General features: G+C 42.4%; 27 protein-coding genes. All 27 read left to right on the top strand.

Features of this window, described 5'->3' with window-relative positions:
- The first annotated feature begins 44 nt into the window (after positions 1-44).
- The 27 genes from OEW58_00720 (at position 45) to OEW58_00590 (ending at position 25,938) form a co-directional block, all read left to right on the top strand.
- Positions 45-848: a glycosyltransferase gene (locus OEW58_00720; GenBank protein ID MDH5299872.1), complete on the top strand. Its 804-nt coding sequence runs from the start codon at positions 45-47 to the stop codon at positions 846-848.
- Positions 841-1,947, top strand: a complete 1,107-nt coding sequence (locus OEW58_00715; protein MDH5299871.1) for a glycosyltransferase — start codon at positions 841-843, stop codon at positions 1,945-1,947. The genes OEW58_00720 and OEW58_00715 overlap by 8 nt, the downstream gene beginning before the upstream one ends.
- Positions 1,948-2,005: 58 nt before the next feature.
- Positions 2,006-3,106, top strand: a complete 1,101-nt coding sequence (locus tag OEW58_00710) for a glycosyltransferase (GenBank protein MDH5299870.1) — start codon at positions 2,006-2,008, stop codon at positions 3,104-3,106.
- Positions 3,107-3,214: 108 nt separating this feature from the next.
- Entirely contained in the window at positions 3,215-4,615 is a 1,401-nt protein-coding gene (locus tag OEW58_00705) for an undecaprenyl-phosphate glucose phosphotransferase (GenBank protein MDH5299869.1), read from the top strand.
- Entirely contained in the window at positions 4,605-5,849 is a 1,245-nt protein-coding gene (locus tag OEW58_00700) for an O-antigen ligase family protein (GenBank protein ID MDH5299868.1), read from the top strand. Before OEW58_00705 ends, OEW58_00700 begins: the two co-directional genes overlap by 11 nt.
- A gap of 123 nt (positions 5,850-5,972) precedes the next feature.
- The gene (gene rfbF / locus OEW58_00695; protein ID MDH5299867.1) at positions 5,973-6,743 is read left to right on the top strand and encodes a glucose-1-phosphate cytidylyltransferase; all 771 of its coding nucleotides are present in this window, start codon (positions 5,973-5,975) and stop codon (positions 6,741-6,743) included.
- Positions 6,743-7,813, top strand: coding sequence for a CDP-glucose 4,6-dehydratase (gene rfbG / locus OEW58_00690; GenBank protein ID MDH5299866.1), 1,071 nt, complete (start codon positions 6,743-6,745; stop codon positions 7,811-7,813). The genes rfbF and rfbG overlap by 1 nt, the downstream gene beginning before the upstream one ends.
- A gap of 22 nt (positions 7,814-7,835) precedes the next feature.
- Positions 7,836-9,149: a lipopolysaccharide biosynthesis protein RfbH gene (gene rfbH, locus OEW58_00685; protein ID MDH5299865.1), complete on the top strand. Its 1,314-nt coding sequence runs from the start codon at positions 7,836-7,838 to the stop codon at positions 9,147-9,149.
- Positions 9,150-9,151: 2 nt separating this feature from the next.
- Positions 9,152-10,105 carry an NAD-dependent epimerase/dehydratase family protein gene (locus tag OEW58_00680; protein ID MDH5299864.1) on the top strand — a complete coding sequence of 318 codons (954 nt, stop codon included), beginning with the start codon at positions 9,152-9,154 and terminating at the stop codon, positions 10,103-10,105.
- Entirely contained in the window at positions 10,102-11,127 is a 1,026-nt protein-coding gene (locus tag OEW58_00675) for a GDP-mannose 4,6-dehydratase (GenBank protein ID MDH5299863.1), read from the top strand. The genes OEW58_00680 and OEW58_00675 overlap by 4 nt, the downstream gene beginning before the upstream one ends.
- Positions 11,099-12,442 carry a polysaccharide biosynthesis protein gene (locus tag OEW58_00670; protein MDH5299862.1) on the top strand — a complete coding sequence of 448 codons (1,344 nt, stop codon included), beginning with the start codon at positions 11,099-11,101 and terminating at the stop codon, positions 12,440-12,442. Before OEW58_00675 ends, OEW58_00670 begins: the two co-directional genes overlap by 29 nt.
- Complete coding sequence (locus OEW58_00665) at positions 12,432-13,352, top strand: glycosyltransferase family 2 protein (protein ID MDH5299861.1); 921 nt, start codon at positions 12,432-12,434, stop codon at positions 13,350-13,352. Before OEW58_00670 ends, OEW58_00665 begins: the two co-directional genes overlap by 11 nt.
- A 38-nt stretch (positions 13,353-13,390) precedes the next feature.
- Positions 13,391-14,278, top strand: coding sequence for a glycosyltransferase (locus OEW58_00660; GenBank protein MDH5299860.1), 888 nt, complete (start codon positions 13,391-13,393; stop codon positions 14,276-14,278).
- 75 nt (positions 14,279-14,353) lie between these two features.
- On the top strand, positions 14,354-15,184 hold the full coding sequence (locus tag OEW58_00655) for a glycosyltransferase (GenBank protein MDH5299859.1): 831 nt from the start codon (positions 14,354-14,356) through the stop codon (positions 15,182-15,184).
- An 89-nt stretch (positions 15,185-15,273) separates the two neighbouring features.
- Positions 15,274-15,618, top strand: a complete 345-nt coding sequence (locus OEW58_00650; GenBank protein ID MDH5299858.1) for a MarR family EPS-associated transcriptional regulator — start codon at positions 15,274-15,276, stop codon at positions 15,616-15,618.
- Between the two features lie 13 nt (positions 15,619-15,631).
- Positions 15,632-16,708, top strand: a complete 1,077-nt coding sequence (gene rfbB, locus OEW58_00645) for a dTDP-glucose 4,6-dehydratase (protein ID MDH5299857.1) — start codon at positions 15,632-15,634, stop codon at positions 16,706-16,708.
- Positions 16,705-17,583 carry a glucose-1-phosphate thymidylyltransferase RfbA gene (gene rfbA / locus OEW58_00640; protein MDH5299856.1) on the top strand — a complete coding sequence of 293 codons (879 nt, stop codon included), beginning with the start codon at positions 16,705-16,707 and terminating at the stop codon, positions 17,581-17,583. Before rfbB ends, rfbA begins: the two co-directional genes overlap by 4 nt.
- On the top strand, positions 17,580-18,128 hold the full coding sequence (gene rfbC, locus OEW58_00635; protein MDH5299855.1) for a dTDP-4-dehydrorhamnose 3,5-epimerase: 549 nt from the start codon (positions 17,580-17,582) through the stop codon (positions 18,126-18,128). The genes rfbA and rfbC overlap by 4 nt, the downstream gene beginning before the upstream one ends.
- Positions 18,125-18,985: a dTDP-4-dehydrorhamnose reductase gene (gene rfbD / locus OEW58_00630; GenBank protein MDH5299854.1), complete on the top strand. Its 861-nt coding sequence runs from the start codon at positions 18,125-18,127 to the stop codon at positions 18,983-18,985. The genes rfbC and rfbD overlap by 4 nt, the downstream gene beginning before the upstream one ends.
- Positions 18,986-19,033: 48 nt before the next feature.
- Complete coding sequence (pseB, locus tag OEW58_00625; GenBank protein ID MDH5299853.1) at positions 19,034-20,035, top strand: UDP-N-acetylglucosamine 4,6-dehydratase (inverting); 1,002 nt, start codon at positions 19,034-19,036, stop codon at positions 20,033-20,035.
- 3 nt (positions 20,036-20,038) lie between these two features.
- Complete coding sequence (gene pseC, locus OEW58_00620) at positions 20,039-21,196, top strand: UDP-4-amino-4,6-dideoxy-N-acetyl-beta-L-altrosamine transaminase (protein MDH5299852.1); 1,158 nt, start codon at positions 20,039-20,041, stop codon at positions 21,194-21,196.
- Positions 21,193-21,891, top strand: a complete 699-nt coding sequence (gene pseF, locus OEW58_00615; protein ID MDH5299851.1) for a pseudaminic acid cytidylyltransferase — start codon at positions 21,193-21,195, stop codon at positions 21,889-21,891. The genes pseC and pseF overlap by 4 nt, the downstream gene beginning before the upstream one ends.
- A gap of 2 nt (positions 21,892-21,893) precedes the next feature.
- A complete protein-coding gene (gene pseG / locus OEW58_00610) occupies positions 21,894-22,979 on the top strand; it encodes a UDP-2,4-diacetamido-2,4,6-trideoxy-beta-L-altropyranose hydrolase (GenBank protein MDH5299850.1) in 1,086 nt (361 codons plus the stop codon).
- A complete protein-coding gene (gene pseH, locus OEW58_00605; GenBank protein MDH5299849.1) occupies positions 22,979-23,923 on the top strand; it encodes a UDP-4-amino-4,6-dideoxy-N-acetyl-beta-L-altrosamine N-acetyltransferase in 945 nt (314 codons plus the stop codon). Before pseG ends, pseH begins: the two co-directional genes overlap by 1 nt.
- A gap of 16 nt (positions 23,924-23,939) precedes the next feature.
- Positions 23,940-24,995, top strand: coding sequence for a pseudaminic acid synthase (gene pseI, locus OEW58_00600; protein ID MDH5299848.1), 1,056 nt, complete (start codon positions 23,940-23,942; stop codon positions 24,993-24,995).
- A gap of 45 nt (positions 24,996-25,040) precedes the next feature.
- Positions 25,041-25,313, top strand: a complete 273-nt coding sequence (locus OEW58_00595; protein ID MDH5299847.1) for a hypothetical protein — start codon at positions 25,041-25,043, stop codon at positions 25,311-25,313.
- Between the two features lie 91 nt (positions 25,314-25,404).
- On the top strand, positions 25,405-25,938 hold the full coding sequence (locus OEW58_00590; protein MDH5299846.1) for a hypothetical protein: 534 nt from the start codon (positions 25,405-25,407) through the stop codon (positions 25,936-25,938).
- The last annotated feature ends 338 nt before the right edge of the window (positions 25,939-26,276 follow it).

Genomic DNA, 26,276 nt, shown 5'->3' with positions numbered 1-26,276 from the left:
GCTGCAGTAGCGGCCCTTTTGCTTTTTTCGATAGAATGCTGAATATGAATAAAGAAGAATTGCCATTAGTGAGTATCGTCACCGTTGTTTTAAACGGCGAAGCTCATCTCGAACAGTGCATCAATAGCGTCTTGGCTCAGACCTACCCAAATATTCAGTATGTGATTATTGATGGTGGTTCTACAGACGGCACGTTGGATATCATTAGAAAATACGCTGACAAAATAGCCTATTGGAGCAGTGAACCAGACAAAGGGATTAGTGACGCTTTTAATAAAGGCATAGCGCAATGTAAGGGCGAAATTGTCGGGATGATTAATGCGGATGATTGGTTTGAGAATGACGCGGTTGAGAGTGTGGTTGCGGCAATGCCCAAATTTGACATTGTATACGGATTGACCGAGTTTTGGAAAAAGAACCAAAGTGAAGGTGTCTGGTTTCCTGATCATTCAAAACTTCGAGATGAAATGAGCCTAAATCATTCATCAACATTTATTCGTAGGCTGCTTTATGCTCGCTTTGGGGGGTTTGATGTAAATCGGAAGTTTGCGATGGACTATGATTTGCTATTGCGACTTCTGACGAATGGAGCGATGTTTTCATTTTTGAATAAAAAAATTTCTAATATGCGATTGGATGGGGTTTCTGATCAAAATTGGAAAAAGGCGTACGATGAGGTTCGACAAATAAAAAAGAATCATCTGGCGTTGTATCTGTCTTCAGATATTTATTACTACAAGCAAATAGTTAGGCGGCATGTTAGAGATATTCTGATGAATACAGGTCTTTCAGTTATTGTCCGTTGGTATAGAAAAAAATTTTCTATCATGAAGAAAAATAATGGCTGATGGCGATTTAAGGGTGCTGCACATCTCTGCCCGTGCTGATGTGGGGGGGGGGCCTGAACATTTATATCAGCTTTGCAGAAAGCTTCAGGATATGGGAGTGGAGTCGTATATTGCTTGTCCACAAGACTTTCCGTATTGGCAGCGCTATCAATCTTTGCTGGGTTCGAGTCGTTTATTTCAGATTCCACATCGAAAATTTGATGTCACAAGAATATTTGGTTTAGCCAAATGGATTAAGGCGCAGGGTATTCGTCGTATTCATTCTCATGGGAAAGGTGCTGGGGCATATGCTTTATGTTTATCTTTTCTAGTGAAACTAGATTGGGTGCATACACCCCATGGGATTCATGTGGGTGAGTACGGTTGGCTGAAAAAGAAAATGTACATTTTTTACGAACGCTTAGCCGGTTTTTTCATTCGATGTGTTATTCATGTTTCAGAGGGAGAGAAGACAACAGGGCTGTCTTTGAGGTTATGGCCAGTTGCAAAACTAACGGTTATCCAAAATGGTACGGCTAAGATTGAGTCTTCACGTCAAGAGAAACCTGAAATTCGAGCGTCGCTTGGTTTTGATGTGAAAAGTTTTATTGTGCTTAGTGTGTCTCGCTTTGATTACGCCAAAAATATGAGTGAGGCTCTGCGTATTGCTGAAAGACTCCCTCATATGTTGTTTGTCTGGCTTGGTGATGGACCAGAACGCACTGTTCTGGAGGCGGAGTCTCGTGCCAGGAAAATTAATAATGTTATTTTTGTTGGAAATGTGGCAGATGTCCGTCCGTACCTACAGGCATCAGATGTATATTTATCCACATCGCGATGGGAGGGGATGTCGCTGGCAGCGCTGGAAGCGATGTCGGCAGGAATACCTCTTTTGCTAAGTGATGTTGTGGGGAATCAGGATCTTGTGCGTACAGGTGTTAATGGATTGCTTTACCCGTTAGGCAGGATAGATGTCGCATGTAAACAGCTTGATTATTGGTCACATCACTTGGAGGAAGTGCGCAGTTTAGGCGAAAATTCTCGGAAGTGGCATGCGTTGCACTATTCGGTGGATAAAATGGCCAATGCAACAAAGATGGTTTATCTGGATGAGTCGTAATGCAATCATTGCTTTTAGCTGATTATGTGACTGATTTTATTGAAGAGATTTATTGAGAATGAAAGTTGCGATAGTTCACTATTGGCTAGTCAACATGCGCGGTGGTGAAAAAGTATTGGAAGCTTTGTGTGATATATATCCTGAAGCGGATATTTTTACTCACGTTGTCGATCAAAATTCCCTTTCGACTAAACTGCGCAAACATCAAATTTATACGACATTTATTAACAAGTTGCCGGGCGCGGTAAAGCATTACCAAAAGTATCTCCCGCTGATGCCTCTGGCGCTGGAACAGTTGGATTTGCGTGAATATGATTTGGTGATCAGCAGTGAATCAGGCCCTGCCAAGGGAGTCATTACCTCTCCTGACAGTGTACATATTTGTTATTGTCATTCGCCTATGCGGTATCTGTGGGATATGTACCAGGATTATTTGCAGAACCAATCCTGGTTCATGCGGTTGCTTATGCGCCCGCTGACGCATTATTTGAGGCTGTGGGATTTCGCCAGTGCCGCCAGGGTGGATCATTTTATCGCCAACTCTGAATATGTCGCTAGGCGTATTGCCAAGTGTTATCGTCGGTCGGCGCAGGTTGTTCACCCCCCGGTATCGTTACAGGATTTTTCGCTCGCCGAGGATGCTGTTGACGGCGAATACTATCTGCTGTTGGGGCAGTTGGTGGCTTACAAACGCGCAGATTTGGCGGTGAAGGCATTCAATCAAATGGGCAAACGCCTGGTGGTGATTGGTGAGGGTGAGCAGTACGAGGAGCTAAAGCGTATTGCCGGGCCGAATATTGAGATATTGGGACGCCAGTCGTTCGAAAAAATACAGCAGTATTATGCTTCATGTAAGGCATTAATTTTCCCGGGGGTTGAGGATTTTGGCATTGTACCGCTGGAGGCCATGGCTAGTGGCCGGCCGGTATTGGCATATGCCAAAGGGGGGGCGCTTGAAACGGTGATTGATGGCGTGACCGGGCTGTTTTTTCACCAACAAACGGTCGAGGCGCTTATGGATGTGGTACATCGATTTGAAGGACTGCAAGCTGATTTCGTGAAAGCCAAAATTTCGGCGCATGCTCAAGCCTATGGGGTTGAGCGTTTTAAGCAAGAAATTCAGGCTGCGATAGGGGAAAAAATAAATATTAGTAAGTAGTGATTTACTGAGGGTGGGCCTATATACGGCAGGCATCGTTGGCGACAATCCATAATCAATAAGATAGAATTAGCCCTAATTCATCCGTAGGTTTAGGTTCGTCATTTCATGGTTTCAAAGCGCTTCCATCGTGAGCATTCAAACGTAATTTCGTTGTTGGCACATCTGAGCGATATGTTGGCAATTTCGTTGTCTGCATGGCTCGCCTTCACAATCCCACATTGGCCAGCTCCTTTGGCACCGGAGATTTACCAGCTTTCCGTTATTCTTGGTTTGTTGCTCAGCCTGTTGGTGTTTCCTCGCTTTGGTATCTATGCATCCTGGCGGGGGCGGGGGTGGCTCCAGCATGTGAAGGCCATCGTGTCTGGTTGGTGTGTCGTGCTGGCAATTTTGGTGTTTTTAGCCTTTATTACCAAATCGGGTGAGTTGTACTCCAGGCAGTGGTTGTTAAGTTGGGCGGTGTTGGGTCTGGTTTTTCTGGTTGGTTTTCGAGGCAGCTTGGGTATTGCGTTACGGCTTGCCAGACTGAAAGGATGGAACCGGAAGCAGGTAGTGGTCATCGGTGCGGGAAAGTTAGGGCAAAATATTTCTCTGCGTCTGCGCCAAGCAATGGCAACCGGCTTAGAGGTTGTGGCGTTTTTAGACGATAAAAGTGAACTTCATGGTCAGCGCATTGATGGAGTGATCGTTGCGGGTGGTGTGGATTTATTGCCGGAGCTGCTGGAGCAACATCATATCTCCGAGGTTTGGGTTGCGCTACCTCTCAGTGCAGATCGGCGTATCAATGATGTGCTTCACATGTTGCGGCATAGCACAATTGATATTCGCTTGGTGCCGGATATTTTTAACTTCAATCTTATCAATCATTCGGTGACGTCGATTGCAGGTTTGCCAGTGGTCAATCTCTCCGAGTCACCCATGCACGGGGTGAACTGGATGGTAAAAAATATCGAAGATAAAATTTTGGCATCGACGATTTTGTTGTTGATAAGTCCGCTAATGTTGGCTTTGGCAATGGGCGTAAAGCTTAGCTCCCCAGGTCCTGTGTTTTATCGACAAGAGCGCGTCAGCTGGAATGGAAAATCTTTTGCCATGCTAAAGTTTCGGTCTATGCCTGTAGATGCTGAAAATAAAACAGGAGCCGTGTGGGCAAAATCTGGTGACAACAGAGCAACAGCCTTCGGTAGTTTTATACGCAAAACGAGTTTGGATGAATTGCCACAGTTCATTAACGTGCTGCGTGGAGATATGTCCATTGTAGGGCCTCGTCCTGAACGTCCGGTATTTGTGGAGCAATTTAAAAATGAAATCCCTGACTATATGAAAAAACATATGGTCAAGGCAGGGATTACCGGTTGGGCGCAAATTAATGGCTGGCGAGGGAATACAGATCTGAATAAGCGCATCGAGTTTGATTTACAGTACATTGAGAATTGGACGCTGTGGTTTGACTTGAAGATTATTTTTCTGACAATCTTCAAAGGGTTTGTGCACAAGAATGCATATTAATATCCGTCACCAAAAATATCAAACACGCGATTGGTTGCGCTACGTAATTGCACTGCTGGTGCTGATTTTTCCTATGGTCGCAGCAACGGTCAAGGATGGTAGTGGCGTTGTATTTGCGCTGCTATTTCTGCTGGGAATTATTTATGGCTGGCCAGCTTGGAAAAGTCTGTGTAAACAAGAAAAATTGATGTTATATGGGTTCGTTGCTTTTTTCATTGTTGCCTCAATTTCATTATTAAATACCGAAAATATGGCTGCGGGTATTCGCAAGCTGGAGCGCTATCTATATTTTCCGCTTTCTATTCCAATTTATCTTTTACTGCGACGCTACGGTGAGTATGTCGGTAGAGCGTTAATTATAGGCTGTGTCTTAGCGGGATTTATTTATGCCGCTGATGCGTGGTATGACACTGCTGTTTTGGGAAAGGAATTAGCGTCCGGAGCATACCATAAAATAATATTTGGCGATTTTTCAGTATTGCTTGCAGTGTTAATTTTTCTAATGGCAATTGAACTGAATAAAAATAGGTTATTAAAGATTCTTATGTTGTGCTCTGCGATAGCTGCCTTATATGCAGGGGTGTTGTCGATGACTCGTGGTGCGTGGATACTCTTGCCAGTAGCCATGGTGGTAGCAGCGTGGTTTTATCGGCAGAAAATCACACGACGACAAATTCTGATGGCATCTGCTGGTGTTTTGCTTGCCATCATAGCTCTTGCTGCATTAAAACCTGAACGAATTGTAGGTGGGGTTGAGTCGGGTTTTAGTGACATTAATCGCACGTTACAGGACCCCTCTCAGCCATCGTCGTGGGGAGAGCGTATCTTGATGTGGAAAGATGCGCTTTTGATATGGCAAAACAATCCATGGTTAGGGACGGGCATTGGTGACTACGAAGGACATAGGGCGCAGCTAAAAGAACAGGGTTTAACCGAATATCCAAAGCCGTACGAGCATGCGCATAGTATTTATTTCGATGCACTAGCGACGACTGGAATGTTGGGTGTGGCTGCCCTATTGATTGGTGTTTTTATTTTACCTGCCTCGCTTTTGTCTGGATTAAAAGACGCAGAGAAACTTTGGTTGATAGCGGCGTCAATGGTTTTGGTCGCGTTCGCGGTGTTTGGATTAACGGAAGGTTGGTTGTCACGTAGTGCGATGGTTAAGGGGGGCTTGTTGTTTTTGTTGATGTGTTTTTCGGCGGCACAAATAAATTATCAGTCACGGCCCTGATAGGGAATTATATCTTTAGTGATGGTCTTTATATGATGTGTCGGAAGTGTTTTAAGTTTGTGGAAAACTTGCAGAAATTAATAAGCGAAATAAAAGACGAAGTTATAAGCGGAGTGTGAATCAGTGAAAGCAGTGATTTTAGCTGGTGGATTAGGAACTCGCCTTAGTGAAGAAACGGACCTAAAGCCAAAACCCATGGTTGAAATTGGTGGTAAACCGATACTTTGGCATATTATGAAAATATATTCTGCCTATGGAGTGAATGATTTTATTATTTGCTGTGGCTACAAAGGCTATGTAATTAAAGAGTATTTTGCGAATTATTTTCTACATCAATCGGACGTGACATTTTGCATGCGGGAAAATCGCATGGAGGTTCATGAAAAACGCGCTGAGCCATGGCAGGTAACGCTGGTTGATACAGGTGAAAAGTCCATGACAGGGGGGCGCCTTCGTCGAGTTGCAGAGTATGTGAAAAACGAAGATGCATTTTTCTTTACCTATGGCGATGGTGTGGGTGACGTAGATATTGGTAAAACCTTGCAGTATCACCGTCAACAGGGAAAGTTAGCAACATTGACGGCTACCTATCCCCCTGGGCGTTTTGGGGCGTTGGATATTCACAATGGATTAGTGAAAACATTCCAAGAAAAACCTCGGGGCGATGGTGCTCTGATTAATGGTGGTTTTTTTGTGTTATCTCCAAAAGTGTTGGATTACATTGCTGGAGATGACACAACCTGGGAGCAAGAGCCACTGAATCGATTGGCCGCGGATGGGCAGTTGGCTGCGTATGAGCATAATGGCTTTTGGCAGCCGATGGATACCTTGCGCGACAAACATCACCTGGAAGATTTGTGGAATAAGAAAAAAGCCCCTTGGAAGGTTTGGTGATGAACCGGGATTTTTGGAAAGGAAAGCGAGTATTAATTACTGGTCATACCGGTTTTAAGGGGGCGTGGTTATCGCAATGGTTACACATGGCTGGTGCCGAAGTAACAGGCTTTGCTCTGACTCCACCATCTGAGCCATCATTATTTGATGTCATTTCATTAAACAAACGCATTAACAGCGTAATTGGCGATATTCGTGATTTGCCAAGTGTGCTGAAGGTTTACGCAGACTGTCGCCCAGAGATAGTTTTGCATTTGGCAGCGCAGCCATTGGTTCGCTTGTCTTATCGTGAACCGATCGAAACTTACTCCACGAATGTGATGGGAACACTAAACTGCTTGGAAGCCGCACGACGCACGGGTGGAGTGCGTGCATTTGTAGTGGTAACCAGTGATAAATGCTACGAAAACAAAGAGTGGGAGTGGGGGTATCGTGAAAATGAGCCCATGGGTGGATATGATCCCTATAGTAGCAGTAAAGGCTGTGTAGAGTTATTAACGGCTTCGTATCGTAATTCATATTTTCCAGTTTCCGATTGGAAAAAGCATGGCGTGGCCATTGCGTCTGCGCGTGCGGGGAATGTTATTGGTGGCGGCGACTGGGCAGAAGACCGTCTGATTCCTGATATGATAAATTGCTTCATGAGAAATGAAACAGTTCAAATCCGCAACCCGAATGCTATTCGCCCATGGCAGCATGTGTTGGAGCCATTAAGTGGATATCTTCTGTTGGCCGAGAAATTATGGTGTGATGGCGAAGTTTACGCAGAGGGATGGAATTTTGGCCCGTCGGAATATGATGCCAAACCAGTTTCTTGGATTGTAGATGAGTTGGTAAAGTCGTGGGGTGACGGCGCTAGCTGGAAGTTGGATGGTGATTATCATCCGCACGAAGCGCATTACCTGAAGTTGGACTCATCAAAGGCACGATCCAGGTTGGGTTGGATTCCTCGCTGGGATATTCAGCAGGCGTTAGATCATTCTGCGCGTTGGTATAAGGCGTACTCGCAAGGTGAAGACATGCTGTCATTCACTATAAATCAAATTCTCGCTTACGAAGTTAAGCATTAGTAATTATCGTTAGGTAAAGTCGATGTCAGAACAGCAATTACGAAACGAAATTCTCGCACTAGTTAAAAAATATGCCGAAACAGCACATGGCCCAAAGGCGTTTGTCGCTGGTAAGTCCACTGTTCCTCCATCTGGAAAAGTATATGGAGCGGAAGAAATGATGAATTTGGTGGACTCATCATTGGATTTTTGGCTTACCACAGGTCGCTATAATGATGCCTTTGAAAAGCGATTTGCTGAATTTGTGGGCGTGAAGCATGTCTTGACCACCAACTCTGGTTCGTCAGCAAATTTGTTGGCCTTTTCGGCGTTAACCTCGTACAAGCTAGGTGACAAGGCGTTGAAGCCAGGTGATGAAGTGATTACCGTCGCTGCGGGCTTTCCCACAACGGTAAACCCCATGCTGCAATATGGAATGGTGCCTGTTTTTGTCGATGTGGATATTCCAACATACAACATTGATCCTGCAAAAATTGCAGCAGCAGTGAGCGACAAAACACGTGCAATTATGATAGCGCATACGTTGGGTAATCCATTTGATTTACGCGCAGTCATGGAAGTGGCGGAGAAGCATGACCTGTGGGTTATCGAGGATTGCTGTGATGCATTGGGGTCAACCTATGACGGAAAAATGGTAGGTACATTTGGCCATATTGCGACCTGTAGTTTTTATCCTGCACATCACATCACCATGGGTGAAGGTGGAGCGGTGTTTACTAATAACGGTAAACTGAAAAAAATTATTGAATCTTTCCGTGACTGGGGTAGGGATTGTTATTGTGGGCCAGGGCAAGACAATACCTGCAACAAGCGTTTTGGCTGGCAGTTGGGTGATTTACCAACGGGCTATGATCACAAATACACCTATTCTCACCTAGGCTACAATCTAAAAATCACTGATATGCAAGCTGCGGTAGCTTTGGCGCAGATGGACAAGTTGCCAGGGTTTGTGCAGCAAAGAAAGGATAATTTTATCTATCTAAAAGATAGACTGTCATCTTTACAAGAATTCCTGATTCTACCAGAAGCTACGCCCAACTCAGATCCTTCATGGTTTGGCTTCCCAATTACGTTGAGAGACGATGCTCCAGCTTCACGTGTCGATCTGTTGAAATTTATGGATCAACATAAGATAGGCAGTCGACTGTTGTTTGCTGGAAATCTAACCAAGCAACCTTATTTTGCAGGAAGAAAATATCGGGTAAGCGGAGATTTGCGCAATACAGACACAGTCATGAACAATACTTTTTGGATAGGAATTTATCCTGGTATTTCAAAAGAGATGATGAATTTTGTGGTTGAAAAAATGGAAGCTTTTTTTGGAGTGAATTTCTAAAGATGTACTTGCAAAATAAACGAGTGATGGTGACAGGGGCCTCAGGATTTCTTGGTGCGCACTTGTCGGCATTATTTGTGGAGAGGGGTATTGAAACATTTTGTGCTGTCCGCCAAGAATCGAATACTTGGCGACTAAAGAGGCTGGGCATTGAGCATGTTGTGAGTTTGATACCATTTGATTTGCAAGACAGGAGTTCCATTGTTGCAGCCATAGAGCAATGTCAACCTCATGTTATTGTAAATTGTGCAGCGTATGGTGTTGACTATAGGCAGCAGGATTATGAGGCAGCAATCCTAGGTAATGTTCAAGCAGTTTCATGGATATTGGAGGAAGCAAAGCAGCATAAAGTTGAGCGCGTTATTCATGTAGGGACATGCTATGAGTATGGCGCACATGATTATCCTATTAATGAAATGGCGAGCCTTAACCCACAGGGGGTTTATGCGGCAACGAAAGCTGCAGGTAGTCTCATTGCATTGGCTCAGTCAAAGTCCAGTGGTCAGCAATTGACCGTTCTCCGTCCATTTGGAATGTATGGACCTTTGGAGGGAGAGCATAAATTTGTGCCGATGCTGATAAAGGGATGTTTGGCGAATGAGAAAATTGAACTTACCCTAGGAAAGCAGTTGCGGGACTATATCTTTGTTAAGGATGCGGCATCAGCGATAGTTGATGTAGCAAGTTTAGAGAATTTTCCATCGCAAGAAGTGATAAATGTGGGTTCTGGTAAAGGACTCACGTTGCATGAATTTGGATCCCGGCTGCAGAAATTGATAGGCAAGGGTGAGTTAAATTGGGGTGGTAGGGAGTACCGCCCTGATGAAATGATGAGTGTTGTGGCTAATGTAAAAAAGCTTGCTTCCTGGATAGGATGCAGGCAAACAATCCGTCTTGATGAAGGACTGAAGGTCACGCTGGATGAATTTATAAACCGAAAAGAGATTTATCGATGAAATATTTGATTACTGGCGGGTGTGGATTTTTAGGGAGCAATCTCGCAGAGGAAGTGCTCTCTCGTGGAGAAGAGTTATGTATTTTTGACAACTTATCACGCACAGGCAGTAATCTCAATTATCAGTGGCTAAAAGAAAAAGGAAAGTTCTTCTTTGTTCATGGAGACATACGAAATGCAAATGATGTTGATAGCCTAATTGCCAATTATAAGCCAGACGTGATTTTTCATTTGGCAGGACAAGTGGCAATGACAACTTCAATTTCAAATCCAAGGGCAGATTTTGAAACAAATTCACTAGGGACCTTGAATTTGCTAGAAGCTGTTCGTGCACATGTTCCTTATGCTCAAGTCATTTACTCATCCACGAATAAAGTTTACGGAGACCTTGAGTGGGTTGAATACCTGGAAACGGAAACTCGTTATGAGGCAAAAGGATATGAAAAAGGTTTTGACGAAACGACGCCAATGGAATTTCACTCTCCCTATGGTTGCTCGAAGGGCGCTGCAGATCAATACATGCTTGATTATGCAAGGATCTTTGATTTGAATACCGCGGTGTTTAGACACTCATCAATGTATGGTGGTCGGCAATATGCTACCTATGATCAAGGATGGGTTGGTTGGTTTTGTCAACAGGCGATAGATATAAAAAATGGAAAATTAAAAGAACCGTTCACTATATCAGGTAATGGAAAGCAAGTGAGAGATGTGCTGCATGCGGATGATATGAAGAGTTTATATTTTGCAGCAGTTTCACATGAGGATAAAGCTAGGGGACAAGTGTTTAATATAGGTGGTGGGGCTGCGCAGAGCCTGTCATTGTTAGAGTTGTTTTCGTTATTGGAATCTATAGTGGGTGTGGAGCTTGACTATACAAAGTTGCCAGTGCGTGCTAGCGACCAAAAGGTGTTTGTGGCTGATGTGACAAAAGCAGAAAAGTGGCTTGGTTGGAATCCTAGGGTTAATGCCAAAGAGGGAGTGCGGAAAATGGTTGAATGGTTGTCATGCGGTCATGTCTGAATTGTCAAGCTCCAGGGGTTTTAATTATGTTTATCAGGTTAAGTCCTCTTTTATTTTTAAGGGACTTGCTATCTTAGCCACCTTTGTGGCGATGCCGATTACTATTAAGTATTTAGGAAATGAGCTATTTGGCGTGTGGGCTACCATGCTCGCACTTATTTCATGGGTGATGTTGTTTGACCTGGGTATAGGTAATGGATTGAGGAACAAGGTTTCTGAATCATTGTCTGCATCAGACTATAATAGTGCCAGAGAGTATGTTGCTGCGTCGTATATGGTTGTCGGTTTTGTAGCAGTTGTATTGTTTTTAGTTGTGCTTATAGTCTCCATTAGTGTCAGTTGGCAGAGAATATTTAACACAACGATAGTATCTGAGGTCGCACTGAGGGAGTCTGTTATAGTATTGGCAATGTGCATTTTGGCAAATTTCTGGATTAGCCTTGTTGCACAAGTTTTTCATGGGTTGCAGAAAACATCTTATGTCGTTTTTAGTCAGTTTTTGGCAAACATATTGGCACTTTTTTCGGTATATGCGTTATATGTTTTCTGTGATTCATCTATTCTGTATATGGTGCTCGCGTATGGCCTTGCGCTTGTCTCATCCAATCTTATTTTGACTTTAATTTTGCACGCCAAACACCCTCGTTTAATGCCCTTTTTTAGCAAGCCAAAATTGCTCCAAATAAAGCCGCTATTAACCCTGGGTATTCAGTTCTTTATTATCCAACTGGCGACGCTGTCTATATATATGACGGACAGGATTATAATTTCTCAGATATTAGGGCCTGGAATGGTGACGCCGTATGAAGTGGTGTTAAAGTTGTTTAGTTTTTTTGTTTTGATACAAACGTTATTATTGACCCCGTTGTTGCCAGCCTATACTGAAGCATTTCATCGTGGCGATTATTCATGGATTAAGAAATACACTGCTGCTCAGTTGGTGGTTTTTCTGGTGTTGTCGTTATCGGCTCTCATTTTTTCTTTTAATGCAGATTGGCTTATTCAGCTTTGGGTTGGTGATGGCGTTGATGTACCTCGGTATGTGGTCGGATTGTTTGTTGTGCTGACAATAATGATGCTCTGGAATGCAATTTTTAGCTGTTTTATAGGCGCTATAGGGAAGTTGAAAATCGGTGTTTTTATAACCTCATTCTCCGCAGCTATCAATATACCCTTAAGTATTTATTTGGCACAGACCGATCTTGGTGTTGCCGGTGTGATATTGGCCACCATAATTTCAATATCACTTACAGCAATTATTTCACCACTGCAATATCTATTTTATGTTCGAAAAGGTTCGGTTTATGTTAGATAAACTTTTGACTATCGTCATTCCAACACGAAACAGATATCACCTCCTTAGTGAGTATTTGGAATCTCTTATTGTAGAGTGCCAGAAGGAACGTGTTAGTTTAATTGTTAGTGATAATAATTCCAATGATGGGACGGGGGATCTTCTTGATGAGTTGAGGTCAAAGTATCAGAATTTGACCGTCATTTCCCATGAAAAGTTATTGTCGATTGATGAAAGTATGATTGCTTCGGCTTGCAGTGTCACATCTGAATATTTTTATTGGCTGGGTGATGATGATAGGTTAAAGGATGGGGCTTTGGTCTATGTGAAAAATGTTTTAGTTAATAAATGCCCGAATCTATTGCTGCTAAATATGGAAATTTTTGATGAAAAACACGGCGTATACAAAAAAATGGTGAAGATTGATCATGATAGATCATATGATAATGCATTAAGTTTTTTTTGCGATAATGTATTTAATTTGCCATTTGGTAGTTTTGTTATTCACTCAGACTCATACAGAACGCAATTCTTTAAACGTTATATAGGGACTAGTCACGCGTATAGTGGTTTGGTGTTTGATTACTTGTCTTGGGCTCAAAAAGAGGAAAAGTTATCGCTTGTTGTGTCTAGTCAGGCATATGTGTATTCGAAACGAGTGGAAAAATCCTGGGTCGAGTCCAAGCCGCTGATTATGCTGTATGAAATCCCTAAGTGGTTTGATTTGCTTGATCCGTACTATTCTATTTGCTCTGCAAGAATTAAGAGAAGGTATATAAGGAGGGTAATGGGGGTTCGAGGGTTGTTCCAGAATTTTGGTTCGTTGAAGCAGATTGTGGGTTTTGATCAATTTGAGTATTTTCCTTTCTTGCAGAAACTCATAGTAAAGAGTCTAAAGAAGGCTATCTTGTGTGTAAAGTATCCATATTAATACCTGTTTATAACCGTGAAGGTCTGATTGCTGAAACTATGGAGTCTGCATTGGCTCAGACCTACGGTGATATTGAAATTATTGTTGTCGATAATGCTAGTACTGATGGTACTTGGAATGTTGTTCAGAGCTATGCTGTCAAAGATAGTCGAGTGAAAGTGTTTAGAAATTCTGAAAACATCGGGCCAGTAAGAAACTGGCGGCGATGTATCGAGGAGGCGACAGGTGAATATGGCAAAATTCTTTTCAGTGATGATCTTATGAAAGAGGATATGCTTGCTGAATGCGTTCCATTACTAAAGGATGAGAAAGTCGCGTTTGTATTCTCAGGGGTTATAAATGGACACGAACCTTGGAGTGGGGATGAGCTTTTTCATTGGAGGCGGTCTACTGGTGTTTATGCGACGAAAGATTATATATTGGATGCACTGGATGGAGTTGCGCCAGTATCCCCTGGAGCTGCGTTGTTTCGTCTGAGTGATTTAAATAGAGATATAAAAATTAAAATCGACTCCCCCGGATGTTCGGATTTTATGGATCATGGCGCGGGACCTGATTTATTGTTGTATTTGCTGGCGGCAACAAGATTCGCGAAGGTTGGTTTTGTTGCGCAGAACCTTAATTTTTTTAGGGCTCACCCAGGTTCTATAAGTGTTGCCGATAGGGATGGAATTCTTGGGTTGAGGTATTTTCAAGCTAAAGTGTGGTACTGTCGACAAGTAAATAAAGTCCATTTGTTAGAGAGGCTTATGGTGAAGATGTGGCTCAGGGAAATTATAGATGCCAAACGGTTTCGTCATTTTTCTTCAATATGGACGGAGTTTGTAGTGGAGCCAAATAGAATGGGAATTTTTAAATTATTGTGTACGGTTGGGGTTGTTATGTTTAGCTATCTGCGCCGTATTGCGTTGAGGCGTTATTTATGATCTTGAAGTTATATTTTTGCGTTGGATCGACAACATTGATTTGCACAATATTACATAATATTAAGAATTTTATTTATGGATAGGCGTCCACGATTTTCTGTCATTACTCCTTGCTATAATGCTGAGTCGCTAATCATGGAGACAGTTGAGTCCGTTATTAATCAATCTGCGGTCATGGATGGAAGTGTTGAGCTTGAGTATATCATTTGTGATGGTGGCTCAAATGACGGTACAGTGGAAAAAATCCAACGCTTAAATCATCCCGCGATCATGCTTTTTTCTGAGCCTGATTCTGGTATGTATCATGCGTTGGCAAAGGGTTTGGCGAAAGCTACGGGTGATATCGTCTCATATATAAATGCAGGCGATTTATATTATCACAAGGCATTTTCTGTAATTCAGCGGATTATGTTTGACACCGAAATTAAATGGCTTACAGGAATAAACGTAAATTTTAATGAAAATTCCGAAGTTACTGCTGCACGGTTACCATTTCGATATGTTCGGAAGCTTATTCTAGCGGGGGAGTATGGAAGGCGGCTTCCGTATATACAGCAGGAATCAACGTTTTGGAGTTCAGAGTTGAATGAGTGCTTGGATTTAGAGCGTTTGTCGTCATATAGGTTGGCTGGAGATTATTACCTGTGGCATTCCTTCTCTAGGTCGGGTTATGAATTAAGTGTTGTAGAGTCTTTTTTGGGTGGTTTTAAGACGCATACCCATCAGCTATCCTCCGCGTTACAAAATTATATCCTAGAAAAAGATAGAATTGCACCTGGGGGATGGATGTGTTCAGTGTGGGCGATTTTTGAGCTGATAGGCTGGTTTTTTCCTGTAAAACTAAAAAAACGCTTTAATCGCAGGGGATTGCTGCGTTTTGATAGCGGTACGGGAGAGTGGAGATAGTTTACGTCAAATGCGGTCTTGCAGGCTTGAGTTTCAAGTATCCTGGAGAGTGTCTGCCTTTATTGTTCAATACTTGAACGGAGGTGCTTTTGGTCGACGAAATTCGTTACCGAGTGCTTAGATTGCTCGAAAGTGATCCAGAAATGAGTCAGCGTGATTTGGCCAAAGTTCTGGGTATTAGTTTGGGAAAAACCAACTATTGCCTCAATGCCTTGATTGACCGAGGTTGGGTCAAAGTTCAAAACTTTAAGAATAATCCTTCAAAGCGGGGATATGCGTATATGCTTACTCCCCATGGAATTGAGGAGAAAGCGAAAATAACCGCGAGGTTTCTTAAGTTCAAAATAGCCGAATACGAAGCGCTTCGTTTGGAAATTGCGGCTTTGACGAAAGAAATGGATCAGTTGGACGGCTTTGAGCCAAGGCTAGAATAGATTGGAAGGGTGTATGGTGACTAGTAAAACTATTGTTGTAACCGGAGGGGCTGGTTTTATTGGCTCTGCAGTGATTCGAAATATTATCAACGAATTACCTCATAGGGTGGTGAATGTTGATAATTTGACCTACGCAGGCAATTTGGAATCACTTTCATCGGTTTCTGCTAGTGACCGATATTCATTTGAGCAAGTTGATATTTGTGACGCGGAAAAAATCCAGCGGATCTTTGAAAAGTATCAGCCGGATATTGTGATGCATCTGGCGGCTGAATCTCATGTTGATCGTTCCATTGATGGGCCGGCCGAATTTATTCAAACAAATATTGTTGGCACCTACACCTTGCTTGAGGCCGCTCGTCGATATTGGCTATCGCTAAATGGCGATAAAAAAACTAGCTTCCGTTTTCATCACATTTCAACAGATGAAGTGTACGGCGATCTTCATGGTGTTGACGATTTGTTTACGGAAAAAACACCGTATCAGCCAAGTTCACCTTATTCGGCAAGCAAGGCAAGTTCCGATCATTTGGTTAGGGCATGGAACCGCACTTATGGATTGCCGACTTTATTGACCAATTGTTCTAATAATTATGGCCCTTATCATTTTCCTGAGAAGTTAATTCCAGTGATGATATTGAATGCCTTGGAGGGTAAGCCGCTCCCAGTATATGGCAAAGGAAATCAGGTTCGCGATTGGCTATATGTTGAAGATCATGCACGGGCACTTTGTCTTGTTGCAGAAAAAGGCGATGTTGGTGAAACATACAATATTGGTGGGCATAACGAAAAACAAAATATAAAAGTCGTTAAAACAATTTGCGCATTATTGGAAGAGTTGGCTCCTCGCAAACCACCAGGAGTGAATCGCTACGAAGATTTGATTACTTATGTGGCGGATCGACCAGGGCATGATCTTCGTTATGCCATCGATGCTAGTAAAATTCAAAAGGAATTAGGCTGGAAACCGGCCGAAAGTTTCGATAGCGGTATTCGCAAAACGGTGGAATGGTTTTTGGCTAATTTGGATTGGTGTCGACGTGTTCAAGATGGAAGCTATCAGCGTGAAAGGTTGGGAGCAAAATTATGAAAGGTATTATTTTGGCGGGGGGAAGTGGAACACGATTGTATCCATTGAGCATGGCGGTAAGTAAACAGCTCATGCCCGTGTATGATAAACCGATGATTTATTACCCCCTGAGCACGTTGATGTTGTCAGGAATCAGGGATATTTTGATTATCTCTACCCCCCAGGACTTGCCGAGGTTTTCCGATTTGTTGGGCGATGGTTCGCAATGGGGGATTAGCCTTTCTTATGCCGAGCAACCTAGTCCGGATGGTTTGGCACAGGCATTTATTATTGGTGAGGAATTTATCGGCAATGATCCTGTGTCCTTGGTGTTAGGCGATAATATTTTTTATGGCAATCATTTGGCAGATAGCTTACTTCGGGCTGCAGCACAAAAAGAAGGTGGGACGGTATTTGCCTATTATGTGAACGATCCTGAGCGCTACGGAGTTGTTGATTTTGATGCGACGGGAAAAGTCACCAAGGTGATTGAAAAACCGAAAAATCCGCCGTCCAATTATGCAGTAACTGGTCTTTACTATTACGATAATGATGTCGTCTCTATTTCCAAAGAGATCAAGCCTTCTCCACGGGGTGAATTGGAAATCACCGATGTGAACCAAGTTTATCTTGATCGAGGGAAGCTGCAGGTGGAGCTTTTGGGGCGGGGAATTGCGTGGCTCGATACTGGGACTCATGTTTCTTTGCTAGAGGCAGCAAATTACATCAAGATTATTGAAGAACGGCAGGGATTGAAAATTGCCTGCTTGGAAGAGATTGCCTATCGACAGGGCTATATCAGTGCTCAGCAGCTAGAAAAGCTTGCTCAGCCCCTGAAAAAAAGTGGTTATGGTGAATATCTGCTTCGATTGCTCGAAGGGAAAATCAGGCTATGAAATTTGTTCCAACAAAAATACCGGATGTTATTGTAATAGAGCCTCAGGTGTTTGGTGATGAGCGGGGCTTTTTTCTGGAAACCTATCACCAGGAAAAATTCCGAAAAGCGGGATTGGATCTGAAGTTTGTACAGGACAATCATAGCAAATCCTCGAAGGGGATTCTAAGAGGGCTGCATTATCAAAAGCCAAACCCGCAAGGAAAGTTGGTGCGTGTAATCTCAGGCGAAGTTTATGATGTAGCGGTAGATATGCGCCAAACTTCCCCAACTTTTGGACAATGGGTTGGTGAGTATCTTAGCTCGGATAATAAAAAAATGCTGTGGGTGCCAGAGGGTTTTGCTCATGGGTTCTATGTGACTAGTGAATCTGCAGAGTTTGTATACAAGTGTACGGATTTTTATTCACCTGCAGATGAACATTGTCTAGCATGGAATGATCCTGTTCTGAATATTCAATGGCCGATTCCGGAAGGGTATGAGCCTAAGCTCTCTGCAAAAGATATGGATGGAAAGCCATTCTTACGTGCGGAGTATTTTTTATGAAAGTTTTGATTACTGGAGCGAATGGTCAGGTTGGTTGGGAGTTGCAGCAAAGAATTCCAGATGGGTATGAAGTATACGCGGTTGATGTGGATCAACTGGATATCCGTGATGAACTTTCAGTTAATGCGTTTGTTGACCGAATAAAACCAGATTTAATCATAAATGCGGCAGCCTATACCGCAGTAGACAAGGCAGAAAGCGATAAAGAAACCGCCTATGCTGTGAATGCGTATGGTGCAGGATATCTTGCGGCGAGTGCAAAAAAAAGTGGTGCTCGATTAATTCATATATCGACTGACTTTGTGTTCGATGGAGCAAAATCTACGCCCTATACGCCAGAAGACAAGCCCAACCCTCTGAATGTATATGGCGCATCAAAGTTGGAAGGCGAAAGACTGGTGGCTGAAGAATGCCCTGATGCGGTGATTATCCGCACTGCTTGGGTATATTCTGTTCACGGCAATAATTTTGTAAAAACCATGCTGCGTTTGATGCGTGAGCGTGATGAATTGAGTGTGGTATGTGACCAAATTGGTACGCCAACGTGGGCAGGCTCATTGGCATCGGCGATATGGGAAATGGCTGATCGGCCGAAGTTGCGAGGTATTTATCATTATACTGATGCGGGGGTGGCGAGCTGGTATGATTTCGCGGTGGCAATACAGCAAGAGGCCTTAGCAATAGGCTTGTTGAGTAAAGAAATCGTAATCAAGCCTATTGCTGCTAGCGAGTATTTTACTCCTGCTCGTCGGCCGTCGTTTGGGGTGCTAGATAAGAAAATGAAGGATGGTCCACTGCTTCATCACTGGCAATTGGTGTTAAAAAAGATGCTTGGGAAATTGCTACGTTCTTTGTAATTCGCATATTCGTTTATTCATGGGTAATACTTAGCTTAAGGAAATGAGATGTTTAATGATAAGTCAATCTTGATTACGGGTGGAACTGGGTCGTTTGGAAAGCGATATGTGAAAACATTGCTTGAGAAATATTCACCAAAGCGGATTGTTATTTATTCTCGAGACGAGTTAAAACAGTTTGAAATGCAACAATATTATAGCGCATCGTGTATGCGTTATTTCATCGGGGATGTACGTGATGCGAATCGCATGGATGAGGCAATGCAGGGTGTTGATTTTGTTATTCATGCAGCAGCTATGAAGCAAGTTCCGGCTGCTGAATATAATCCTATGGAGTGTATAAAGACAAATATACATGGTGCAGAGAATGTCATTAAAGCAGCTATTAAAAATAATGTAGAAAAAATTATTGCCCTATCTACTGATAAAGCAGCAAATCCCATCAATTTATATGGCGCAACAAAGTTAGCTAGCGATAAGCTGTTTGTGGCAGCAAATAATATGGTTGGGTCAAGGAAAACTAGCTTTTCTGTTGTTCGGTATGGAAATGTAGTTGGTTCTCGTGGGTCGGTTGTTCCTTTCTTTAAAAAATTGATATCGCAGGGAGTTGCCGAGCTACCGATTACGCACAAGGATATGACCCGATTTATGATTACTTTGGATCAGGGGGTTGATTTTGTCTTGAAAAACTTTGATCGGATGCAGGGGGGGGAAATTTTTGTTCCTAAGATTCCATCTATGAAGGTGATTGATTTGGCTAATGCTCTTGCGCCAGAACTTCCACATCACATTGTGGGCATAAGGCCGGGTGAAAAATTGCATGAAATTATGTGTCCTTCAGATGATAGTCATTTAACGCTTGAATTTCATGATCACTTTGTTATTGCGCCAACAATTCAGTTTTCGCACAAATCCAATTTTTCTGAAAATAATATTGGTGAAAAAGGCGTGTATGTAGACCAAGGGCATGAGTATCATTCTGGAAACAATAAGGAGTGGTTGAGTCAGAAGGATTTTCTTGAAATGGCCAATGGGTATGAAGAGTGCTAGCTTATGATTCCTTATGGTAAACAAGATATAAGTCAGGCAGATATAGATGCTGTTGTCGATGTGTTGAAGTCTGAATACTTGACGCAGGGGCCGACGGTTCCCCGATTTGAAAAAAATCTAGCGGAATATTGCAATGTAAACTATTCAGTTGCAGTAAATAGCGCGACATCAGCACTGCATGTGGCATGTTTGGCGTTAGGCTTGGGTAAAGGTGATTGGCTGTGGACGTCACCAAACACATTTGTGGCCTCTGCAAATTGTGGATTGTATTGTGGTGCTGATGTTGATTTCGTTGATATCGACCCTCTTACCTATAATATGTGTCCTATTGAGTTGGAAAAAAAGCTAATTCTAGCTGAGAAAGAAAATAGATTGCCTAAAGTGGTTATTCCTGTTCATTTCGCGGGGCAGTCATGCAATATGAAAGAAATAAGGCGATTGGGTGATCGGTACGGCTTTAAAGTTATTGAAGATGCTTCGCATGCTATAGGTGGTAAATACCTAGGCCGCCCTGTAGGTGGTTGTGAATATTCGGATATTACGATATTCAGCTTTCACCCAGTAAAGATAATAACAACGGCTGAGGGTGGAGTTGCAACAACAAATGATGAGTTGTTGTATAAAAAAATGTTGCTTCTTCGGAGTCATGGTATAACCCGAGATCCCAATGAGATGATTGGTTCCTCGGAGGGTGGGTGGTTCTATCAGCAGGTAGATTTAGGATTTAATTACCGTATGACTGAGATGCAAGCTGCGCTGGGGCTAAGTCAGTTATCACGCCTTGACGCGTTTGTTCGACAGCGCCACCAATTGGCTAGTCGATATAATGATATGCTTGTTAATGTCCCGGTGCTTCTTCCATTTCAGTCGAGCTGGGCGTTTTCGGCATATCATTTGTATCCGATTTTATTGAAGACAGATCAGTTGAGTAGAGATCGAGCTGAGATATTTGATGAGCTTCGTAACAAAGGAATCGGTGTTAATGTGCACTATATTCCTGTGCATGCCCAGCCGTATTATCGATCTAGGGGGTTTTCCTATGGCGATTTTCCAGTATCTGAATCCTATTATTCTAGAGAGATAAGTATCCCGATCTTCAATTCGATGACAGTTTCACAGCAAAATGATGTGGTTCGAGCGCTTTCTGAGGTGATAAAGTGAGGTTGTGTGTAATTCCAGCAAGAGGTGGGAGTAAGCGAATACCGAAGAAAAATATTAAATTATTTTGCGGAAAGCCGATTATTGCCTATTCAATCGATGCTGCGAAACGAACCGGTTGTTTTGATCGAATTATTGTAAGTACGGATGATGATGAAATTGCAAGTATTGCTAGTGGCTGTGGTGCGGAGGTGCCCTTTATTAGACCAAAAAGTTTAGCCGATGATTTTTCTGGAACTATTCCGGTTATTAAGCATGCGATTGAATATTTTCGGTCTGGTGGTCTGATGTATGAATATGTTTGTTGTGTTTATGCTACCGCTCCTTTTGTAAGGGAATTAGATATTTTGTCTGCCTTGGAAAAGCTTGAACAGGGTGACTTATTATATTCGGTTCCATTTACGCGATATCGATTTCCCATTCAGCGAGCAGTAAAAATCAATGAGCGTGGTCGCGTTGAAATGTTTTTTCCAGAAAATTTTAATACTCGGTCGCAGGATCTTGAAGAATCATGGCATGATGCGGGACAATTTTATTGGGGAATGGCAGACGCTTGGTTGGCTGAGAAGCCAATTTTTTCTTCTGATACATGGGCTCTTAGTGTACCGAGCTATCGTGTTCAAGACATCGATAATATGGATGATTGGAAACGAGCAGAGGCAATGTATCGTGCCTTGTTAGAAATGAATGAAATTTAGTTATGAACGTTATTTTTAGAGTTGATGCATCGCAATTGATTGGAACAGGTCATGTTATGCGCTGCTTGACTTTGGCGCATGCATTGAGTCATCGGGGAGCTAATTGCTCTTTCATCTGTCGAGAATTGGAAGGTAACCTCTGTGCGGTGATCGAAGGAGAGGGTTTTGAGCTAAATATAATTAATCAACCTGATAAACAGTATGTGTCCGATGATATAGATTTTTTGGCTCATGCAAGCTGGCTTGGTTGCAGTTGGCAAGAAGATGTGCTTCAAACTATATCTGCATTAGATGGTAATATTGTGGATTGGTTGATTGTTGATCATTATGCGATTGATTATCGGTGGGAAAAGGCTCTAAGAGAGTACTGTTCACGAATATTGGTTATCGATGATTTGGCTAATCGAATGCATGATTGTGATGTGATATTGGATCAAAATTTATGTGAGCATTTTTTTACTCGTTATGATTCATTGGTTCCAGATTCAACTATTCGGCTACTCGGACCACGATATGTATTGCTAAGGGATGAGTTTCGACAATCAGACCCTAAGGAAAAAATATCTTGTTTGAAGAGAGTGGCAATATTTTATGGGGGGGCTGATCTGGTAAATGAAACCAGAAAGGTACTATTTTCACTTGTAGAATATTTAAATAAAGGTCTTGAAATTGATGTAATCATTGGTGCCGCAAATCCCTATAAAGTTGATATTGAAGCTTGGTGTGATCATTATGATGGTGTAACGCTTCATTATAATGTAAATAACATTGCAGAGATTCTTGTTGGTGCTGATTTGTTATTTTGTGCTGGTGGAAGTATTACATGGGAGAGATGTTGTCTCGGAGTGCCAGCTGTTGTGACGGTTGTTGCTAGCAATCAGAGGAAAGTGGCAATTGAAATGCAGAAAAGAGGTACGCAAATCTATATAGGAAATTGTGAAGATCTAAGAGATATGGATTATAGAAATATTTTTAAGGAATTGAGTATGAATCCACGTCGTCTAGAGCTCATGCGAAAGAAATCTTTAGGAGTCGTTGATGGTGGTGGAGTTGATCGAGTGCTTGATGCTTTATTGAAGGAGGAATAATGAAGGAGTCTAAGCGATGCAGCATGAGGAGAATGGAAAATAGCGATTTGGATTATGTGCTGGTATGGCGCAATTCTCCTGAAACAAGAAAGAATATGTATACCAGTCACGAAATTACTGCGGAAGAACATCTGGCTTGGTTCGATAGGGTTCAGTCAGATAGTAGTAAACAGTATTTTATTTTTGAGATCGAGGGTGTCCCTGTCGGTGTGATTGCTTATGTGGATATCAATTTATCAAGTAAATGTTGTAGTTGGGCATTTTATTCCGGAAATACTGCTGTTAGAGGTGTCGGCTCATTGATGGAGTATTACGCAATCAATTATGCCTTTAATGAACTAGGTATGGGAAAACTATACTGTGAAGTTCTGTCTTACAATGAATCAGTGATACGCTTTCATCGAAAGCATGGTTTTAGTGTCGAAGGAATATTCCGAAAGCAACACCAATTTGAAGGTGAGTTGTTTGATGTCTACAGGTTGGCATTGTTCAAGATTGAATGGGTAAAATATATTCGGCCTCAAATTGACTCCAAAATGAACAATTCATATCGAGTGAATTCAACATTTAGCAAAGATTTTTTTGTTACATGTGATGATATTAATAGTTTTTCTAAACTTACAGGGGATGATAATCCTATCCATGTTGACAGTGATTATGCAATATCTGTGGGCTTTGAAGACAGGATTGCTCATGGACAATTACTTTGCTCCCTTGTAGCTACTGTATTTGGAACTGAATTTCCTGGAAATGGAACTATTTTGTTAGCACAGAAATATAGTTTTCATAAGCCGGTTTATGCTAATTCATTGTGTAGCCTAAATGTTAAAGTACTTAGTCGAGTAGGGCGAAAATTGTTGGCGTTTGTTAGTATTAGCAATAAAGATGATCAGTGTTGTATATCGGGCGAAGTCGAGTTGTTCGTACCTGTTGATGATAAATAAATATGAGAAATGCATGATGAGCGAATCAATTGCTATTAATGGGCGCAATATTGGTGGGGTCTATCCTCCGTATATTATCGCTGAGTTATCGGCAAATCATAATGGTGATATTCAACGGGCCTTTAAAATCATGGATGCTGCAAAGTCAGCAGGCGCGGATGCGATAAAAATTCAGAGCTATACCCCAGATACGATAACAATTGATTGTGATGGGCCGGACTTCATGTTGACCGAAGGATTATGGGCAGGAAGGTCATTGTATGATTTGTATGCGTGGGCACATACTCCATGGGAATGGCATAAGCCACTTTTCGAATATGCGCGAAAAGTTGGCATTACTATGTTCAGCTCTCCATTCGATAATACTGCAGTAGATTTGCTTGAAGATCTGAATGCTCCTGCATATAAAATTGCTTCATTTGAAGCGATTGATTTACCGCTAATTAAATACGTTGCCTCTACAGGTAAACCGATGATTATTTCGACGGGCATGGCTGATCGAGAAGAAATAGCAGAGGCTATTGAGGCGGCAAGGGAGGGAGGGTGTAAGCAGTTAGCTATTTTGCACTGTGTGAGTGGTTATCCCGCTCCGTCCGGTGATTATAACTTAAAAACACTTGTAGATATGAGGGAGCATTTTGGTGTGCTAGTAGGGTTATCTGATCACACTATTAGTAATGTTACAGCCATAGCGGCAGTTTCATTGGGGGCGTGCATAGTTGAAAAACACGTTACGCTAGATCGCAATGGGGGAGGTCCTGATGACAGCTTTTCACTCGAGCCAAATGAATTGGAAGCTTTGTGTCGAGATTCCAAAATAGCTTGGCAGGCGGTAGGTCATGTTGATTATGGGCAAAAGTCTAGTGAGGTAGGTAATGTTAAATTTAGGCGTTCCTTGTACTTTGTGAAGGATGTTGGTGTGGGGGAGATTATAAAGCCTGAACATGTTCGGAGTATTCGACCAGGGTTTGGTCTTGCACCAAAGTATTTGGATGAGGTTCTCGGTGGGACTATGATTAAAGCTGTAAAAAAAGGGCAGCCAGTTTTACGCGACTCTTTTATTCGTTGTTAGAGTATTTAGACTTTTGGAATTATCTTCATGTTAGGCATGTAAAAAATGGACTCAATCCTTAAACAATTACAAGAAGAATATAACTTAGATATTGAGTCACCATTCACAATTAGAGTGGGAAATGAAACTCACCAGTTGCATTGTCTTATTAAAGGTTATGGCGCAAAGAACGGAATGGTGATCGATAAGGACTGGTATAAAATCAAGGCAATCCAGGAAGAATTAGAGAAAAACGATTATGGATGCTCTTGTATTGAAATAACTGATACTGAAGGTTTTCAAGAAGTTTTAGATGATTGGGGTAAATCAAATGCCTAACAAGAAAATCAAGATCGTTCGCTATCGCTCACTGGGACGCTCCTTTCATTCGCGACCCTTATTAACACTTTAGGCAATAGGAGAACGTGGCATGTATGACGAGACAAAAGACATTCTCATTCCGATTGCCTCAATCCTTGTTTCCGTCGTAGTAGCATACTGCACTGCAATTTACGCCTTTCGTCGCGAGTCCAGCCATGGCCGTCTTCGGCTGCTAGAACTTGTTCGCCGTTACTTCCTCAACGTTCTGAATGCGTCCGACCAAGGCACAAACCAAATCAAACAGGATGCCACTTCAAAGAAAATGTACGTGGAAGAGCTGAAAGCTATTCTCCAAGAGCTTCAAAATTTGGTGGCGCATCCATACTTCTCCGTTCTCATCGAGAAGTATCCTCTCTTGTCAATGGTGCTCGTTCAATCCAGACGCGAAATAGTTGAGCATGAAATTCAGAAGTCATTCGCGCTTAACGTCGGAACAATGACGCAGTTTTGGCGGCTTCACCAGATCCTGAGTAAAGACTTGTCGAAGATCATGAAATCAGAGCTCGACAAGACAATCATCTTGCTGGCAACCGCGCACAAGCTGGGGGGGCATCGAGTGAAATATTGCCTAACAACGCCATGAACGCGGACATCAAAAAACGTGGCTCCTTCGTCGCGCCACTTTTTGCTGCCGGTTATGGCGAACGTTAAGAGATTAGATTGTTTCTAATAATGCGAGCGTAAGGTGTATAAATTCAGAGAGAGCTTCAATGCTCAAGATCTTGCAGCGGAGGAGTGTTATTGTTCATATGAGACGCTAGTTGTAGAATTAGCTAGAGTTATGAATGAAATACATAATGAGGAGCGCTCTGTTCGATACTGGGAACATTTGTTAGGCGCATATATATTATGGTCATTACAAGTTGTGTATGAAAGGTATGTTTTTGTCATTAAGGGGGGCAATATGATGAGAAAGCCAGT

It is taken from the genome of Gammaproteobacteria bacterium (genome assembly GCA_029884425.1).
In the GTDB taxonomy this organism is placed as follows: domain Bacteria; phylum Pseudomonadota; class Gammaproteobacteria; order S012-40; family S012-40; genus JAOUHV01.
This window is presented reverse-complemented; position numbering and strand designations above follow the sequence as displayed.

Bases quoted from the DNA above. Each gene is read 5' to 3' on its own strand.
- OEW58_00700 (MDH5299868.1), top strand. From the start codon at position 4,605: ATGCATATTAATATCCGTCACCAAAAATATCAAACACGCGATTGGTTG.
- pseI (MDH5299848.1), top strand. From the start codon at position 23,940: ATGAGCGAATCAATTGCTATTAATGGGCGCAATATTGGTGGGGTCTAT.
- OEW58_00590 (MDH5299846.1), top strand. From the start codon at position 25,405: ATGTATGACGAGACAAAAGACATTCTCATTCCGATTGCCTCAATCCTT.
- rfbA (MDH5299856.1), top strand. From the start codon at position 16,705: ATGAAAGGTATTATTTTGGCGGGGGGAAGTGGAACACGATTGTATCCA.
- OEW58_00680 (MDH5299864.1), top strand. From the start codon at position 9,152: ATGTACTTGCAAAATAAACGAGTGATGGTGACAGGGGCCTCAGGATTT.
- OEW58_00720 (MDH5299872.1), top strand. From the start codon at position 45: ATGAATAAAGAAGAATTGCCATTAGTGAGTATCGTCACCGTTGTTTTA.
- OEW58_00595 (MDH5299847.1), top strand. From the start codon at position 25,041: ATGGACTCAATCCTTAAACAATTACAAGAAGAATATAACTTAGATATT.
- rfbH (MDH5299865.1), top strand. From the start codon at position 7,836: ATGTCAGAACAGCAATTACGAAACGAAATTCTCGCACTAGTTAAAAAA.
- rfbD (MDH5299854.1), top strand. From the start codon at position 18,125: ATGAAAGTTTTGATTACTGGAGCGAATGGTCAGGTTGGTTGGGAGTTG.
- OEW58_00660 (MDH5299860.1), top strand. From the start codon at position 13,391: ATGGAGTCTGCATTGGCTCAGACCTACGGTGATATTGAAATTATTGTT.
- OEW58_00665 (MDH5299861.1), top strand. From the start codon at position 12,432: ATGTTAGATAAACTTTTGACTATCGTCATTCCAACACGAAACAGATAT.
- OEW58_00655 (MDH5299859.1), top strand. From the start codon at position 14,354: ATGGATAGGCGTCCACGATTTTCTGTCATTACTCCTTGCTATAATGCT.
- OEW58_00710 (MDH5299870.1), top strand. From the start codon at position 2,006: ATGAAAGTTGCGATAGTTCACTATTGGCTAGTCAACATGCGCGGTGGT.
- pseB (MDH5299853.1), top strand. From the start codon at position 19,034: ATGTTTAATGATAAGTCAATCTTGATTACGGGTGGAACTGGGTCGTTT.
- OEW58_00675 (MDH5299863.1), top strand. From the start codon at position 10,102: ATGAAATATTTGATTACTGGCGGGTGTGGATTTTTAGGGAGCAATCTC.
- rfbG (MDH5299866.1), top strand. From the start codon at position 6,743: ATGAACCGGGATTTTTGGAAAGGAAAGCGAGTATTAATTACTGGTCAT.
- pseG (MDH5299850.1), top strand. From the start codon at position 21,894: ATGAACGTTATTTTTAGAGTTGATGCATCGCAATTGATTGGAACAGGT.
- pseC (MDH5299852.1), top strand. From the start codon at position 20,039: ATGATTCCTTATGGTAAACAAGATATAAGTCAGGCAGATATAGATGCT.
- rfbB (MDH5299857.1), top strand. From the start codon at position 15,632: ATGGTGACTAGTAAAACTATTGTTGTAACCGGAGGGGCTGGTTTTATT.
- rfbC (MDH5299855.1), top strand. From the start codon at position 17,580: ATGAAATTTGTTCCAACAAAAATACCGGATGTTATTGTAATAGAGCCT.
- OEW58_00705 (MDH5299869.1), top strand. From the start codon at position 3,215: ATGGTTTCAAAGCGCTTCCATCGTGAGCATTCAAACGTAATTTCGTTG.
- pseH (MDH5299849.1), top strand. From the start codon at position 22,979: ATGAAGGAGTCTAAGCGATGCAGCATGAGGAGAATGGAAAATAGCGAT.
- OEW58_00715 (MDH5299871.1), top strand. From the start codon at position 841: ATGGCTGATGGCGATTTAAGGGTGCTGCACATCTCTGCCCGTGCTGAT.